This window comes from Clostridium sp. AM28-20LB (assembly GCF_003480665.1).
Lineage (GTDB): Bacteria > Bacillota > Clostridia > Lachnospirales > Lachnospiraceae > Otoolea > Otoolea fessa.
Map to the genome: position 1 here is coordinate 115,124 of NZ_QUJN01000002.1, position 14,638 is coordinate 129,761.

Genomic DNA, 14,638 nt, shown 5'->3' on the forward strand with positions numbered 1-14,638 from the left:
ATGTATGGCAGATGGGAAAACAGGCGCGATCATCCTGGCGGCAGGGCGGTCGGCGCACATGGAAGAATTAAAGCCGATGCTCCGGATGGGGCAGACCACGATGATACAGAGGGAGATCGACACGATCCGGCAGGCGGGGATCTCGCCGATCGTCGTCGTGACCGGGTATCAGGCAGATGTGCTGGAACGTCATATTTCACACCGTGGTGCGGTCTGTATCCGAAACAAGCGGTATGAGACATCGCAGATGTACGGCTCAATCTGCATGGGACTGCGCCATATCCAGAAAAAAGCCGATCGGGTGCTGTTGTTCCCTGCCGACGTGCCGATGATCACGGCGGACACAATCGAGAAGATGGCGCAGGCGCCCGGAAGCATGGCAGTACCGGTCTGTCAGGGAAAAAAAGGACACCCGGTCATGCTGTCGAAGGAAGTGTTTGGACATATCTTAACGTACCGGGGTGGAAAAGGACTCCGCGGCGCAATGGATGCGTGGGGCGAAGGTGTCCGGGAGATCGAGGTTGAAGATCCGGGTGTTTTACTGGACACCAACACGAAAATGGACTACGAATCGCTGCTTGCCTACGAAAAAGACAGGCAGAAGCGCGGGGAGCTGGCATTTCGGGCGTCGATTTCGCTGAGCCGCGAGGAAGAATGCTTCAGCGCGCTGACGGCGGATTTTCTGGAGGCAGTTGCTGAGAGTGGTTCAATGCTCGGTGCCTGTCAGATCCGGGATATTTCTTACAGCAAGGGCTGGAAAATGCTCAAGATCGCGGAGGCGCAGCTGGGAATCCAGTTTTTAGAGCGCCAGACGGGCGGAAGCAAGGGCGGATTTTCTGTGCTGACGCCGGAGGGAAAGGTATTTTTAGAAAAATTCCGCCGGATGGAAGCAGCAGTGCAGGCGGCAGCAGAAGCAGCGTTTGAGAAAATCTTTCTGGAGCCGGAAGAAGAGGAAAAGGAGGATACAAATGGAAGAGAAATTAACGCATTTTGATGAAAAGGGAAATGCGATCATGGTAGATGTAACGGAAAAGAAGATTACCAGCCGGACGGCGACGGCATCCGGCAAGATTCACGTCAATGAAGCTGTCATGAAGGCGGTTCTGGAGGGAACGGTTGCCAAGGGCGATGTGCTGGGGGTGGCGCGTGTGGCGGGAATCATGGCGGTGAAGCAGACCGCACACCTGATCCCGATGTGCCACACACTTCTCATCACGAAATGCAGCGTGGATTTTGAGGTAGATGAAAAAGAGCTGACGATCAAGGCATTTTGTACTGCGAAGCTGGAAGGAAAGACCGGCGTCGAGATGGAGGCGCTGACCGGCGTCAGCGTGGCGCTTCTGACCATTTATGATATGTGCAAGGCGATCGACAAGCGGATGGAGATCGGAGAGATACATCTCGATGCAAAATCGGGAGGAAAGAGCGGGGAATTTGTGCGATGATAGACGGATACGGCAGAACGATCGACTACGTCCGGATCTCCGTGACCGACCGATGCAACCTGCGCTGTGTGTACTGTATGCCGGAGGAAGGCGTCAGCAGCATTTCCCATGAAGAGATCCTGCGGTTTGGTGAGATCGAGCGGGTCTGCCAGATTCTGGCAGAGAACGGCATTCAGAAAATCAAGCTGACCGGCGGCGAACCGCTGGTGCGCCGGAGACTGCCGGAGTTAGCAGCAGCGTTAAAACAGATTCCGGGAATCAAGAGCCTGACGATCACGACGAACGGTGTTTTATTAGAAGAAATGTACGATGCGCTGGCGGATGCGGGGGTTGATTCAGTCACGATCAGCCTGGATACGCTGGATGCGTCGGTGTACCGGCAGCTCACACGCCGGGATGAGATCGAAGCGGTCAGACGCGGCCTTCGGACGGCGATCCAGAAAGGCAGGATGCAGATCAAGATAAATTGTGTGCCGGTGCTTGGGATCGAGGAGCAAAAGCTTTTAGAGGTGGCGGAACTGGCGAAAAACCATAACGTGCACGTGCGTTTCATCGAAATGATGCCGATCGGCATGGGGACGCAGTTTGCCTTTGTGAAAGAAGATGCGTTGAAGCATGCGCTGGAAGAGGCATTTGGAACCTTTACCCCGTGCGGGGACGTGGCAGGAAATGGCCCGTGCCATTATTTCGCAGTCCCTGGCTTTCAGGGACGGATCGGTTTTATCAGCGCGGTCAGCCATAAATTCTGTTCCGAATGTAATCGGATCCGGCTGACATCGGAAGGATTCTTAAAGACCTGTCTCCAGTATGACAATGGGGTGGAATTAAAGACCATTCTGCGCGGCGGCGGTACCGATGAAGACCTGCGCCGGGCGATCGGACAGGCGCTTGCGGAAAAGCCGAAGGGACATAATTTTGAGAAAAAGACGGAATTTACGGATCGGGAACACCGGGGAATGTCCCAGATAGGCGGATAAGCAGGGTGTTTGTGAGGATTATGATTATGGTTTCTGCGGTGAAAGTGTGAGCCGGCGGAATGTTACAAGTGAAATATCGTATATGAAATATGAAATCGGAAAATTTATGGATAAAGAAAAGGGGAAACAATCATGGGAAAAGTAATCGCAACGTGTACCAGTGAAATCAAAGGTGTTCAGAAGAAAAATGTCCATCAGGTCTGTCTTATCGAGGACTATGGAATCGAGGGTGACGCCCATGCGGGCAAATGGCACCGTCAGGTCAGCCTTCTTTCATATGACCGGATTCAGGAATTCCGCGCGCGCGGTGCAAAGGTCGAGGACGGCGCATTCGGCGAAAATCTGGTCGTGGAAGGAATCGATTTCAAGACGCTCCCGATCGGGACAAAATTTAAATGCAACGATGTCGTGCTGGAATTGACACAGATCGGAAAAGAATGCCACCATGGGTGTGCGATCTTCCAGGCGATGGGCGACTGCATCATGCCGCGCGAGGGCGTATTTACAAAGGTGCTGCACGGCGGCGTGATCAAAGAGGGAGATAATCTGGAGATTCTGGAAGAAGCGTAGGAAAGAGATCAAAGAGAGGTGGGAAACCAATGAGAGCAGCAATTATTACATCCAGTGACTCCGGGTACGCGGGAAAACGGGAGGACGTGAGTGGTCCGGTAATCGCAGAAATGGTGAGAGAGGCTGGTTATGAGGTGGTCTGGCAGAAGGTGCTGCCGGACGACCAGGCGATGTTGGAAGAGGCGATGAAGGAGATCTGCGATGAGGGAAAGGCCGATCTGCTCTTAACAACGGGCGGAACGGGATTTTCTCCGCGCGACGTGATGCCGGAGGCGACGCTGGCGGTCGCGGAACGGATGGTTCCGGGTATCCCGGAGGCGATGCGGGCATACAGCTTACAATTTACAAAGCGGACGATGTTAAGCCGAGCGGCAAGTGGGATCCGTAAACGCACGCTGATCGTCAACCTGCCGGGCAGTCCGAAGGCGGTGCGGGAGTGTCTGGAGTACATTCTGCCGCAGCTGGATCATGGATTAAAAATCCTTTTGGGGCTTGATGGGGAGTGTGCTAGAAAGTAGGGAAAGCAGCAAAAACGAAGATGGAAAAACAGATATAATATATAAGACGATGTATGCTAATAGCGAGGACTTTCAAGTCCTCGCTATTTCAACGATGGTCAGCTTATTTGGGGCAGAATGGAATGACCACAAGAAATCTACTCCATTCAGTCATGAATGTTCAGTTCAGGAATTACTTACTCGATGCGGAGCATCCGATAGCCGATTCCGATGTGTGTTTGTATGTATTGCTGCCCGTCTTTTCCGCGTTCCAGCTTTTTGCGCAGGGTTGCCATGAACACCCGCAGAGAAGCGATATCGTTTTCCCAACTGCTGCCCCAAATCTGCTGCGTGATATAGGTGTGTGTCAGAACCTTACCAACATTTTTGGAGAGCAGGCACAGCAGCTTGTATTCGATGGGTGTCAGGTGCAGCTCTGTGCCGTCAAGATATGCGCAGCCTGCCGCATAGTCGATTTTCAGCGCACCATTCGTAAAAATCGGAGAATCCTGCACGGAGTCTGTTTTCATCATCGACAGTCTCCGCTGCGTCACCCGCAGTCGTGCCAACAGTTCGTCCACGGAAAAAGGCTTCGTTAGATAATCATCCGCCCCAGCATCCAGTGCCCCGATTTTATCGGAATCCTCTGTTCTGGCGCTGATCACAATGATCGGCATATTCGACCACGACCGGATTTTTTGGATGACTTCTACGCCGTCCATATCCGGCAGCCCCAGATCAAGCAGTACAATGTCCGGGTTGTGAGACAGCGCTTCCATCACGGCACTTGCGCCGTTTTGCGCCGAAAGATACCTATATTCGTGAGTTTTTAGTGTCATCGTTATTAAATTTCGCACCGGGGTATCATCTTCTACAACGAGGATGAGCGGCTTATTCATTTAAGTTCACCTCACTAAGTGGTATTGTAAAGGAAAAGATGCAGCCATGCGGCGAATTGTCTTTCAACGTCATTTCACCATGATGTGCATGGACAATAGTTTGACAGAGCGTAAGTCCAAGTCCAAGACTTCGGCGGCTGTCGCCAATTGGATTGCCCCCAGTAAAGAACATTTCAAAAACACGTTCCTTCAGTTCATTCGGAATACCGGGACCGTTATCGCTGACACATATTTCAGCCATATTTTCTCGCGGGATTGCCGTGATCCGGATGTTCGAGCCAACTGGAGTATATTTGACTGCGTTATTCACCAGATTGATGAGCACCTGCATGATGAGTCCTGCGTCCATCCGTGCCAGCAACAGTACGTCTCCGCAATCTACTGCGATGTGATGTTCTGCCGCTCTTCGGTCAATATGCCTGAGTGCTTCCGATATGATGTCATCCACGACCTGATCAGAAAGGTGCAGCTTTACGCTGCCGTCTACAATTTTCGTAATGGAAAGCAAGTTCTCAACCAGTCCCGTCAGCCATTGTGCATCGTCATAAATGTCCGTAAAAATCTGTTTCCGTGTCTGCTCATCCAACACGTCATAGCTGTGCAGCAGCGTATCTGCGTTGCCGGAAATCGAGGTCAGTGGTGTCCTGAGATCATGAGAAATCGAACGCAAAAGATTGGCGCGAAGCTGTTCGTTCTTTGCAAGAACGGCAGCTTCTTCCTTTTCTCTGGCATTTCGCAGGTTATCCAGCGCCAGAGAGCACTCGCCGAGGATGGAGAACAGAACGCTGGATGTAAATGCGTCAGGCTGCGTTTGCTTTTCCATCGGAATCCCGACAACACCGTAAATCTGCTGCCCGGTACGGATGGCAAGATACAGCCGTTTTGCTTTTGGAAAGTTTTGCGTCGTTGCTCCGGCGCGCTTGCGGTTTTGCCAGACCCATTGAACCACGTTCTGTTCCCGGTCGGTATCTGGGATGCTGTATGGACTACTTCCGTCAGCCGGATAAATGTTCCCATCCAGCAGAGCGTTGCCCTGTGCCGGGTAAATCAGAACGTCTCGCTGCATGAGCTTTTGTATCTGCGTCGCGGTCATCCGATAGACCTCCTCCGGCGTTTCCGCTTTTTGGAGCTGTCTGTTCATATCAAAAAGGAGCTTCGTGCGATAAGCGTCCCGTGCGGATAGCTGTGCGTGGGCTTTGAGCTTGGCCGCAAGTGTACTTGTCAAAAGTGCAGCCGCGAACATGACGGCAAAGGTTATCGGGTATTTGCTGCCATAGGCTGCCAAAGACAGCCGGGGCTCCGTCAGAAAATAATTGAACAGGAGGACACTCAAAAAAGCGGACAGCACACCGCAGGTATATCCGCTGGTAAAAGTGGAAGTCAGAAGCACACCCAGCAGGTAAACCATGATGATATTGTCATTTGCAAAGCTGAGCCGCAGAAAGATCCATCCGATGACCGTCGTAACTGCCAGAATTCCGATGGTCAGAAGTAGTTCCCGGGCGGTCGGAAACGCCGGGCGGATAGTAAGCGGCTGATTTCTGCGGCAGTTCTTATAGGCTTCCACATCCGGAATAATATAAATATCTACCTCCGGTGCAAGCGTAATGAGCTGTTCTGTCAGCGTCGATTCGCTCCAGAAATGCCGCCGCTGTACGCCGCTTCGCCCAATCACAATTTTGGTCACATCAGAGAGCCGCACATATTCCGCGATCTGTGTCGCCACATCTTCACCATGCGTTGTGACAATTTCTGCGCCAAGCTGCTGCCCCAGACGCATATTCGCCTGCAAACGGACGGTATCTTCCGCGTTCATATCAGCGTCTCCGGGGGTCTGCACGTAAAGTGCGGTAAGACTGGCGCAAAATGCCTGTGCCATTTTCCCTGCCATTCGTACAATGCGTTCATTGGATGGAGACGAGGACAGGCACACAAGAATATGCTCTTTTGGCATTTCGTTTCCTTTATTCTGCACATTTTCACCCCCTCTTAAACAATATTATAGCACCAAAATGTGGAGGTTTCTACTGCGCCCAATCGGATTCGTTGTCCGGAAAAGAAATTTGCTCTGAATCATAGATCACGATTTCTACATGGGCATGACTATTGCGAAATCGGGAAAACGTTTCCTCAAGTTCGTCAGGAGAAATATTTCCGACCAGATGCACGCACGGTTCAGCCTGCTGTTGTTCGGATGATTCTTTGATGTGCTTCTGATTTTCGTCCAGAAAGCAATCCAGCCGTTTCATCAAAAACCAGCCGAACAGGAACATTAGCGCCGTCCCAGCGATCAAAACGCTATCTTCCATATACCCTCACCGTCCATTCAGATTCGGAAGCACTTTTGCAGCGCTTTGTATTCGCCCAACGCTAAAATCGTTATTTCCCCGGACAGCACCGTATCCGGCGTAATGGAAGCGTCGATTTTTCCTGAATGTTTGATGCCGAGAATGTTAATGCCATACTTTCTGCGAATATCCAGTTCACCAACGCTTTTGCCGATCCACCCGGCCGGAACTTCTACTTCAAAAATGGCGTGCTGCTCGTCGATCTCTATGTAGTCGAAAATATGGTCGGCAGTGTATCGGATCGCTGCCCATTTTGCCACCTGTTTTTCCGGGTAGACTACCTGGTCGGCACCGTTGCGAAGCAGAAACTTTGCCTGCACATCACGCTCGGCACGCGACACCACGCACTTCGCCCCCAGCTCTTTCAGCAGCGAGGTGGTTTCCAGCGAGTTCTGAAAGTTACCGCTGATGGTTACGATGCAGACATCAAAATTTCCGATGCCAAGAGAGCGAAGAAACTCCGCGTTTGTACTGTCGCCAATTTGTGCATTGGTGACATATGGCAGCACATCATTGATTCGTTCCTCGTTTGTATCGACCGCCATGACCTGATGCCCCAGCTGAGAAAGCTGTATTGCAATATGCCGTCCGAAGCGGCCTGTGCCAATCAATAGAATGTTTTTCATGTGAAAAGACTCCTTATCCAATCGTGATTTTTTCCTGCGGCAGCTTTGCATTCCCCACCTTTTTGCTGGAAAATGTCGCATAAATAAGGGTAAGACCGCCGACTCTGCCCAGATACATGAGCGTGATCAACACCATTTGCGATGGAATGTGCAGCTGCGGTGTAATACCAAGTGTCAATCCCACCGTCCCGACCGCTGATGCCGTTTCATACAGGCAGACAGACAGCGGAAGATTCTCATATGCGCTGATAAAGACAGCACCGCCAAAGAACAGCATCAAGTACATCGTCAGAATGGTCGCGGCGGTCTTGACGGCGCTGCAATCGACTCTGCGTCCGAAAAATCGGGCACTATCGCGCTGGCGGAAGGTTGCAGTGGCATTGGCAAGCAGAACCGCCAGTGTCGTTGTTTTCATACCGCCTGCTGTAGAACCTGGAGAACCGCCGATCAGCATCAAAAGGATTATTACGCCCTGTGATGCACCGGACATCGTGGAAAGATTTACCGTGTTGAAGCCCGCTGTCCTCGGCGTGACAGACTGAAAAAAGGATGCCAGCAGCCGGTTTCCGGCGGGAAGCGCGGAAAAGTCTGAAAAGAAGAAAAACATAGCAGGCAGAAAAATTAAAAAACCTGTCGTGACCAGAATCACCTTGCTCTGCATTCGGTAGCGATGAAACCGCCACTTGTTTTCAAAGATGTCATCCCACGTCAGAAATCCAATACCGCCGATCACGATCAGCAGCATAATCGTGATATTGATTACCGGGCTGTCCGCGTAGCCGGTAAGAGATGGATAGTGGTTGCTTTCTGTCCCAAGAATGTCAAACCCGGCGTTGCAAAAAGCGGATATGGAATGAAATACCGCCATCCAGATGCCGCGCCATCCATAGTCCCGGCAGAATACCGGCAGCACGGCAAGCGCTCCCAGCAGCTCAATCAGAAACGTCCCTCGCAGGATGAAGCGTGTCAGACGGACGATTCCGCCGACCTTTGGTGCTGAAATTGCATCCTGCATGGTGCTGCGCTGCATCAGAGAAATTTTTCGCCCGGACAACAGCGCAAACGATGCTGCTACGGTTACGACACCAAGACCACCAATTTGGATCAGTGCCAGAATAACCGCCTGCCCAAAGGTTGACCAGTAGCAGCCTGTATCCTGTACTACAAGCCCTGTCACGCAGACGGCAGAGGTCGCAGTAAACAGCGTTTCATTGAATGGAGTAATATTCTCTCCAGTCGTGGAGATCGGCAGCATCAGCAGTAGCGCTCCGAGTAGAATGACCCCGGCAAACCCTAATGTGATAATTTGAAAAGACGAAAGGCGGCGCTTTCGACGAATAATCTCTTCCGGCATAAAGGCAACTCCTTATTTCTGTGATGGTCATATTATACAGCTGGAGATTTTAAGAGCGGATAAGGGAGATTTAACGATGTATTAAGATTGAATAAAGATGAGGAGATGGCTTATTTCAATCGCTTTATTTGCGGAAGTGGACAATTTCAAAAAAATGGCAAGGAGGATATGAACGATAAAATAAGGCGCCGGATCAAAGGGGGGTGCGAAGGTTGAGGGAGGAATTACGATGAAAACCCGGAAAAGTGCGCCGAGATATGAGTAGGATGCTGGAAAATATGTGTTTTTGGTTGTATACTGTGTATGTGAATAAAATCGGGGGAGTAACTATCAGAAAAGTTCGCTCGGAATCGTCTGGAAAAATTTCGGGTAAACGGAGAGGAGAAAGAGAAGGTAGAAGTTTATGAAACTGGGATTTATTGGAACGGGAATCATTACGACGTCCGTCGTGACTGGATTCTGCGAGAGCGGAATGGAGAATCTGCAGATCGTTGTATCGCCGAGAAATAAAGAACGGGCGCAGATGCTGCATGAGAAATACCCGGAGATCGTGTCGGTCGCGGCGGATAACCAGGAAGTTGTGGACCGGTCGGACTGGGTCTTTGCGGCGCTCCTTCCGAAGGCGGCGGAAGATATCTTAAAACCGCTTCATATCGGACCGGAGAAGAAGTTTATCAATCTGGTTGCAACGCTGAGCTTAAAGCGCATTGAGGAAATGTTTGGACAGAGAGAGATTCTGGCGGATGTTGTGCCTCTGACCTTCGCGGCGAACCGCTTCGGACCGGTGGTGATTTACCCGGATATCCCGGAGGTAGTCGATCTGATGAGTCACGTCGGCAAGCCGGTTCCGGTCGATACGCCGAAGCAGATCGCGATCCTTAGGAGCACGACGGGCCTGATGAGCGCTTACTATATGCTTCTGACCGTCATTATCCAGTGGTGTGAGAGAAACGGGCTGGATGAGCCATCCGCACGGGCATACATCACCGAATTTACTGGGGCGCTGTCCCGCAAGGCAGCGACGTGGGACGGGGATCTGGAAGACCTTGCCAGAGAAATGACACCGGGAGGACTGAACTGGATGGCGCTGACGCATCTGGAGGAAAAGGATGCGTATACGCCTTGGACGGAGATTCTGGGGCCGATTTTGGAGAAGGTTATAAAAGAATAGAGTCGAGGTGGAAAAACTCGGGGCGCACATTTCTCACGCCCCGAGTTTTTCTTTTAATTAAAGTGTGAGTATTCTAAAAAAGTAGTTGCTTTTTTTAAGAAGGAATGATAGTATATAGAAAACACTTTAGTACGCTACCATGATAGCAAGATAAACAAAAGTGATGGGAGCTATAACGGCAGGATATAGACGAGCGGGTGATTGTCCGGCGGATTTTGTTGAGCCGGGGCGGTTGCGGCGGCAGTTGAGAGGAGATAGAGCATGAATTTAGAGATTCAGAGCCTTCGGAGGGCGGAGGCGGCGACGCTTCGCCTGAGAGGTCTTTATGAGAGCTATGGATACCGCAAGTACCGGATGGGGCGGTTTGAGGAATATAGTTTGTATGCAGCGAATAAAAGTTTCCTGCTGGGGGAAAATGTGCCGACATTTACGGATCTGGACGGACGCTTGATGGCTCTCAAGCCGGACGTGACGCTGAGCATCGCGAAGAACACCAAGGCAGATAAAAATACGTGCGAGAAGGTCTATTATCTGGAGAGTGTGTATCGTGAGAGCAAGGAAAGTCACACTTACAAAGAGATCAGCCAGATGGGACTGGAGTGCATGGGCGGCGTGGATGACTGCGTGATCGCGGAGGTGCTGGCGCTGGCGCTCAAGAGTCTGGCGGATTTTGAGACGGACTATGTGCTCAAGATTTCTAACATGGATTTCGTGGTGGGACTGATGGAAGAGCTTCCGGTCAATGCCGAACAGAAAGATATCATTTTAGGGCTGATTCGGACGAAAAACCGCAGCGGATTGGAAAAATTGTGCGCGGATCTGGCACTGCCGGAGGGCGATACAGAGAAATTGATGAAGGTTTCCGGGCTGTACGGAGAGTTTGGGCGGGTGCTGGCAGAGGCAGGTGCGATCGCGGATACGCCGAAAATGAAGGAGGCGGTTGCCCTGTTATCCCGCCTGTATGAGGTTCTGGAGGCGATGGGACTGGGCGGACAGCTTGACAAGGTGCGGCTGGATTTCTCGATGATCAATGACATTGAATATTATAACGGTATTATTTTCCAGGGATTCTTAGATGGTCTGGCACGCCAGGTTCTTTCCGGCGGCCAGTACGACGGTATGATGGCAAAATTAGGAAAGAAAGCCGATGCGATCGGATTTGCCATCTATTTGAAAGAGCTGGAGCGCCTGCCGGAAAAGAGCATCCGCTACGATGTCGATGCGCTGGTACTCTATGAGCCGGATGTCGATGTAGTGCGCCTGTGCCAGGCGGTTGAAAGCCTGCGCCGTCAGGGACTGCGCGTGCGGGTGGAGAAAGCTGTGCCGGAGGATCTGCGTTACTGCTATCTGTACCGGTATGACGGACGTCTTTCCCTGGAAGAGGACCGGGAAAATGCCTTTCAGGAGAATGGAAAGGAGGGCGCGAGATGTTAAACATAGCACTGCCAAAGGGAAGACTGGGCGATCAGGTGTATGAGCTTCTGGCGTCGGTCGGATATGACTGCAAGAGTATTTACGACGAAAATAGAAAACTGGTGTTTGAGAACCCACAGACGGGTGTCCGCTACCTGCTCGTAAAGCCGAGTGATGTGGCAATCTACGTCGAGCACCATGCGGCAGACGTCGGAATCGTCGGAAAAGACATTCTGATGGAGAGCAACCCGGATGTATACGAGCTTCTCGATCTGGGACTTGGAAAATGCCGGATGTGCGTGGCTGGAAAAGAGGATTACGTCGAGGACAAAGACCGACCGGTGCGCGTGGCAACGAAATTTACGAATATTGCGAAAGAGCATTACGCGAAGCTGGGACGCGATATTGACATTATTAAATTAAACGGAAGCATTGAGCTGGCGCCGATTCTGGGACTTTCGGACGTCATCGTGGATATTGTCGAGTCGGGCAGCACGATCCGTGAAAATCACCTGAAAGTGCTGGAAGAGTTCCTGCCGATCAGCGCCCGTTTCATCGCCAACAAGAGCAGCTTTGAGTTTAAAAACAAGCAGATCACCGAGATGGCGGAGAAGCTGAAGGGTGCGGTGGAAGCACACCAGAAGAAAAAGGAACAGGAAAAGAAAGAAAAAGAAGCGAAAGAGAAAGCGGAGAAAGAAACCGCAGCAGAAGATAAAAAGGAGGCGTAGGCAGATATGAGCCGTTTTTTGAGCAAAGCAAGCGAATCACTTCTTCCGTATACACCGGGTGAGCAGCCGCAGGGACGGAAATTTATCAAGCTGAACACAAACGAATGCCCGTATCCGCCGAGCCCGAAGGTTGCGGAAGCGATTCTGGCGGGGTATGAGGAAAAATCTTCTAAAATTATGCCGCTGGAACTTGCAAATTTACGCCTTTATTCGGATCCGGAAGAGCGCGTCCTCATCGAGGCGATCGCCGACCACTACGGCGTGGGAACAAACCAGGTCATCGCGGGCAATGGTTCCGACGAGATTTTAGGTTTTGCATTCCGGGCATTCTGCGACCAGAACGCGCCGCTGCAGTTCGCAGATCTGACGTATGGCTTTTATCCGGCACTCTGCGGGTTCTATGGAATCCCGTTCAAGGTAGTTCCGCTGGAGGAAGATTTTACCTTAAATATCGAACCGTATAAAAATTGCGGAAATAATGTGATCATCGCCAATCCAAATGCCCCGACAGGCATGAACCTGCCGCTTTCTGCGATTGAGGAAGTAGCGGCGTCCAACCCGGACCGCGTTGTGATGGTGGATGAGGCGTATGTGGATTTCGGCGGCGAATCGTGTGTATCACTGCTTCCGAAATACGAAAATCTGGTGATTATCCAGACCTTTTCCAAATCCCGCAGCTTAGCCGGCGCGCGCGTCGGATTTGCGATTGCAAACCCGGAACTTATCGCGGATATGAACCGGATCAAATACAGTTTTAACCCGTACAACGTCAACCGCCTGTCGATTCTGGCTGGCGCGGCGGCGATGCGCGACTGGGACTACACGAAAGAATGTACCGGGCGCATCTGCAAAACGCGTGAAAAAACGACCGAGGCGCTCCGGGCACTTGGATTTACTGTGCTGGATTCGAAGACCAACTTCATTTTTGCCAAGAGCGGCGATATGCCGGGAAAAGTCTATTTTGACGGACTGCGCGAGGCAGGAATCCTGGTAAGACGCTGGGACAGCGAGCGGATCAAAGATTACGTCCGCATTTCCATCGGATCCGAGGAAGAGATGGAAACGTTTGTTGAGGAGACGAAGAAGCTGGTGGAAGCGGCGAGAAGTGCAGTTGTAAGATAGGCTGGAATTCAATAGGTTCACGCATTTACTGTGGGAACCGTATGAAAATGCTGGCAGCATGGTTTTTGTAGATGGGGCAGCTGTGAATAAGAAAGGAAGGCTGGCAGAAATGTCAAGAGAACGCAAGATTTCATTAGAACGAAACACGGCAGAGACGAAAATCCGCCTGTCGATTGATTTAGATGGAACGGGAAAATATCAGGTCGATACGGGCTGCGGATTTTTAAACCATATGCTGGAGCTCTTTGCCAGACATGGACGGTTTGACCTCACATTGAAATGTGACGGAGATACGCAGGTCGATTACCATCATACGACAGAGGACATCGGAATCGCCATGGGACAGGCAATTTTAGAGGCGCTGGGTGATAAAAAGGGCATCCGCCGTTATGGCAGTTTCCTGCTTCCGATGGATGAAACACTGGTAATGACGGCGCTCGATTTAAGCGGACGTTCCTATCTGGTCATGGATGTGGAGATTCCGACCGAAAAAGTGGGCGATTTTGATACCGAGCTTGTAAAGGAATTTATGATTGCACTGTCCTCCAACAGCCGGATGACGCTGCATTTTAAAATGTTCCACGGCGAAAACAGCCACCATATCATCGAGGCGATGTTCAAGGGACTGGGACGCGCGCTCGGCGAGGCGGTGTCGATTGACGAGAGATACCGGGACGAGATTCCATCGACAAAAGGGGTATTATGATCTAAGATAAAAGGTAAGTATAACAAATCTATTTAATGGGTTTATAATGATTCAGCGGGTTCCTGCGTTGACTGCGGGAACATACATGAATTGATATAGGAGGCTGCAAATGATAACAATTATTGACTACGGCGTGGGAAACCTGTTTTCCCTCAGTTCCTCCCTCAGTTACCTGGGACTGGAAAATAAAGTCAGCCGCGATCCGGAAGATTTAAGAAAAGCGGATCACATCATTTTACCGGGCGTCGGCGCGTATGGCGATGCGATTGCGAAACTGCGCGGATCCGGAATGGCAGAGCCGCTGCTGGATGAAGCAAAAGCAGGCAAACCGATCATGGGAATCTGCCTCGGAATGCAGCTTCTCTTTGATAAAAGCTATGAATACGGCGAGCATCAGGGTCTGGGACTGATTCCGGGCGTGATGGCAGACTTAAAAGAAGACATTCCGGCAAACCTAAAAGTGCCGCACATGGGCTGGAACAGCCTGCATCTGACGGAAAAAGGAAAGAAGCATCCACTGTTTAAATACAGCAAAGAGGGCGATTACGTCTACTTTGTCCACAGCTTCTATGGAAAAGATTGTGATGAGAGTCTGCTGGCAACCTCGGAGTACGGCATTCCGGTCACGGCGTCCGCGGCAAATGAAAATGTCATGGGCTGCCAGTTCCATCCGGAGAAGAGCGGGGAAGTGGGACTGCGGATTCTGAAGGCGTTTTCGGAGATATAATTAATAGAAAAACAAGAAAGGTAACTGTTTTTTCAGGCTTGTAGATTGGATTTAA

Annotated in this window: 16 protein-coding genes; 11 read left to right on the top strand and 5 right to left on the bottom strand. The window is 51.1% G+C overall.

What is annotated here, in order from left to right:
* The first annotated feature begins 4 nt into the window (after nt 1–4).
* The 5 genes from DW739_RS05290 to DW739_RS05310 all read left to right on the top strand — a co-directional run bounded on the left by DW739_RS05290 (nt 5) and on the right by DW739_RS05310 (nt 3,510).
* On the top strand, nt 5–994 hold the full coding sequence (locus DW739_RS05290) for an NTP transferase domain-containing protein (protein WP_182427944.1): 990 nt from the start codon (nt 5–7) through the stop codon (nt 992–994).
* Complete coding sequence (gene moaC, locus DW739_RS05295; RefSeq protein WP_118471663.1) at nt 969–1,445, top strand: cyclic pyranopterin monophosphate synthase MoaC; 477 nt, start codon at nt 969–971, stop codon at nt 1,443–1,445. The genes DW739_RS05290 and moaC overlap by 26 nt, the downstream gene beginning before the upstream one ends.
* The gene (gene moaA, locus DW739_RS05300) at nt 1,442–2,422 is read left to right on the top strand and encodes a GTP 3',8-cyclase MoaA (protein WP_118742751.1); all 981 of its coding nucleotides are present in this window, start codon (nt 1,442–1,444) and stop codon (nt 2,420–2,422) included. The genes moaC and moaA overlap by 4 nt, the downstream gene beginning before the upstream one ends.
* Before the next feature lie 132 nt (nt 2,423–2,554).
* Nucleotides 2,555–2,992, top strand: coding sequence for an MOSC domain-containing protein (locus DW739_RS05305; RefSeq protein ID WP_022360487.1), 438 nt, complete (start codon nt 2,555–2,557; stop codon nt 2,990–2,992).
* 29 nt (nt 2,993–3,021) lie between these two features.
* Nucleotides 3,022–3,510, top strand: coding sequence for a MogA/MoaB family molybdenum cofactor biosynthesis protein (locus DW739_RS05310; protein ID WP_117796574.1), 489 nt, complete (start codon nt 3,022–3,024; stop codon nt 3,508–3,510).
* 176 nt (nt 3,511–3,686) lie between these two features.
* On the opposite strand, the gene DW739_RS05315 is transcribed toward DW739_RS05310, so the two are convergent.
* From DW739_RS05315 to DW739_RS05335, 5 genes are read right to left on the bottom strand one after another with little or no spacing between them, the layout of a single operon-like run.
* A complete protein-coding gene (locus tag DW739_RS05315; RefSeq protein ID WP_022360489.1) occupies nt 3,687–4,388 on the bottom strand; it encodes a response regulator transcription factor in 702 nt (233 codons plus the stop codon).
* A complete protein-coding gene (locus DW739_RS05320) occupies nt 4,381–6,363 on the bottom strand; it encodes a DUF4118 domain-containing protein (RefSeq protein WP_243023735.1) in 1,983 nt (660 codons plus the stop codon). The genes DW739_RS05315 and DW739_RS05320 overlap by 8 nt, the downstream gene beginning before the upstream one ends.
* 49 nt (nt 6,364–6,412) lie before the next feature.
* Nucleotides 6,413–6,697: a hypothetical protein gene (locus DW739_RS05325; protein ID WP_147355659.1), complete on the bottom strand. Its 285-nt coding sequence runs from the start codon at nt 6,695–6,697 to the stop codon at nt 6,413–6,415.
* A gap of 17 nt (nt 6,698–6,714) precedes the next feature.
* On the bottom strand, nt 6,715–7,362 hold the full coding sequence (locus DW739_RS05330; RefSeq protein WP_117796572.1) for a TrkA family potassium uptake protein: 648 nt from the start codon (nt 7,360–7,362) through the stop codon (nt 6,715–6,717).
* A 13-nt stretch (nt 7,363–7,375) separates the two neighbouring features.
* Nucleotides 7,376–8,716 (bottom strand): potassium transporter TrkG, encoded by a 1,341-nt coding sequence (locus DW739_RS05335; protein ID WP_118742753.1) that lies wholly within the window; start codon nt 8,714–8,716, stop codon nt 7,376–7,378.
* Between the two features lie 403 nt (nt 8,717–9,119).
* Between DW739_RS05335 and DW739_RS05340 the strand changes: the two genes are divergently transcribed.
* The 6 genes from DW739_RS05340 to hisH all read left to right on the top strand — a co-directional run bounded on the left by DW739_RS05340 (nt 9,120) and on the right by hisH (nt 14,583).
* Nucleotides 9,120–9,887 carry an NAD(P)-binding domain-containing protein gene (locus DW739_RS05340; RefSeq protein WP_118628377.1) on the top strand — a complete coding sequence of 256 codons (768 nt, stop codon included), beginning with the start codon at nt 9,120–9,122 and terminating at the stop codon, nt 9,885–9,887.
* A gap of 261 nt (nt 9,888–10,148) precedes the next feature.
* On the top strand, nt 10,149–11,321 hold the full coding sequence (locus DW739_RS05345; RefSeq protein WP_118672483.1) for an ATP phosphoribosyltransferase regulatory subunit: 1,173 nt from the start codon (nt 10,149–10,151) through the stop codon (nt 11,319–11,321).
* On the top strand, nt 11,315–12,028 hold the full coding sequence (gene hisG / locus DW739_RS05350; protein ID WP_022360496.1) for an ATP phosphoribosyltransferase: 714 nt from the start codon (nt 11,315–11,317) through the stop codon (nt 12,026–12,028). The genes DW739_RS05345 and hisG overlap by 7 nt, the downstream gene beginning before the upstream one ends.
* 6 nt (nt 12,029–12,034) lie before the next feature.
* Nucleotides 12,035–13,150, top strand: coding sequence for a histidinol-phosphate transaminase (hisC, locus tag DW739_RS05355; protein ID WP_118742754.1), 1,116 nt, complete (start codon nt 12,035–12,037; stop codon nt 13,148–13,150).
* Nucleotides 13,151–13,259: 109 nt separating this feature from the next.
* Nucleotides 13,260–13,856 carry an imidazoleglycerol-phosphate dehydratase HisB gene (gene hisB / locus DW739_RS05360; RefSeq protein ID WP_118742859.1) on the top strand — a complete coding sequence of 199 codons (597 nt, stop codon included), beginning with the start codon at nt 13,260–13,262 and terminating at the stop codon, nt 13,854–13,856.
* A gap of 109 nt (nt 13,857–13,965) precedes the next feature.
* Entirely contained in the window at nt 13,966–14,583 is a 618-nt protein-coding gene (gene hisH, locus DW739_RS05365) for an imidazole glycerol phosphate synthase subunit HisH (RefSeq protein ID WP_022360499.1), read from the top strand.
* The last annotated feature ends 55 nt before the right edge of the window (nt 14,584–14,638 follow it).

What these genes read in the sequence shown, in the direction of transcription:
- moaC (WP_118471663.1), top strand. Translation starts at nt 969, where the DNA reads ATGGAAGAGAAATTAACGCATTTTGATGAAAAGGGAAATGCGATCATG.
- hisC (WP_118742754.1), top strand. Translation starts at nt 12,035, where the DNA reads ATGAGCCGTTTTTTGAGCAAAGCAAGCGAATCACTTCTTCCGTATACA.
- hisH (WP_022360499.1), top strand. Translation starts at nt 13,966, where the DNA reads ATGATAACAATTATTGACTACGGCGTGGGAAACCTGTTTTCCCTCAGT.
- DW739_RS05330 (WP_117796572.1), bottom strand. Translation starts at nt 7,362, where the DNA reads ATGAAAAACATTCTATTGATTGGCACAGGCCGCTTCGGACGGCATATT.
- hisG (WP_022360496.1), top strand. Translation starts at nt 11,315, where the DNA reads ATGTTAAACATAGCACTGCCAAAGGGAAGACTGGGCGATCAGGTGTAT.
- DW739_RS05340 (WP_118628377.1), top strand. Translation starts at nt 9,120, where the DNA reads ATGAAACTGGGATTTATTGGAACGGGAATCATTACGACGTCCGTCGTG.
- DW739_RS05305 (WP_022360487.1), top strand. Translation starts at nt 2,555, where the DNA reads ATGGGAAAAGTAATCGCAACGTGTACCAGTGAAATCAAAGGTGTTCAG.
- DW739_RS05325 (WP_147355659.1), bottom strand. Translation starts at nt 6,697, where the DNA reads ATGGAAGATAGCGTTTTGATCGCTGGGACGGCGCTAATGTTCCTGTTC.
- DW739_RS05310 (WP_117796574.1), top strand. Translation starts at nt 3,022, where the DNA reads ATGAGAGCAGCAATTATTACATCCAGTGACTCCGGGTACGCGGGAAAA.
- hisB (WP_118742859.1), top strand. Translation starts at nt 13,260, where the DNA reads ATGTCAAGAGAACGCAAGATTTCATTAGAACGAAACACGGCAGAGACG.
- DW739_RS05345 (WP_118672483.1), top strand. Translation starts at nt 10,149, where the DNA reads ATGAATTTAGAGATTCAGAGCCTTCGGAGGGCGGAGGCGGCGACGCTT.
- DW739_RS05335 (WP_118742753.1), bottom strand. Translation starts at nt 8,716, where the DNA reads ATGCCGGAAGAGATTATTCGTCGAAAGCGCCGCCTTTCGTCTTTTCAA.
- DW739_RS05315 (WP_022360489.1), bottom strand. Translation starts at nt 4,388, where the DNA reads ATGAATAAGCCGCTCATCCTCGTTGTAGAAGATGATACCCCGGTGCGA.
- moaA (WP_118742751.1), top strand. Translation starts at nt 1,442, where the DNA reads ATGATAGACGGATACGGCAGAACGATCGACTACGTCCGGATCTCCGTG.
- DW739_RS05290 (WP_182427944.1), top strand. Translation starts at nt 5, where the DNA reads ATGGCAGATGGGAAAACAGGCGCGATCATCCTGGCGGCAGGGCGGTCG.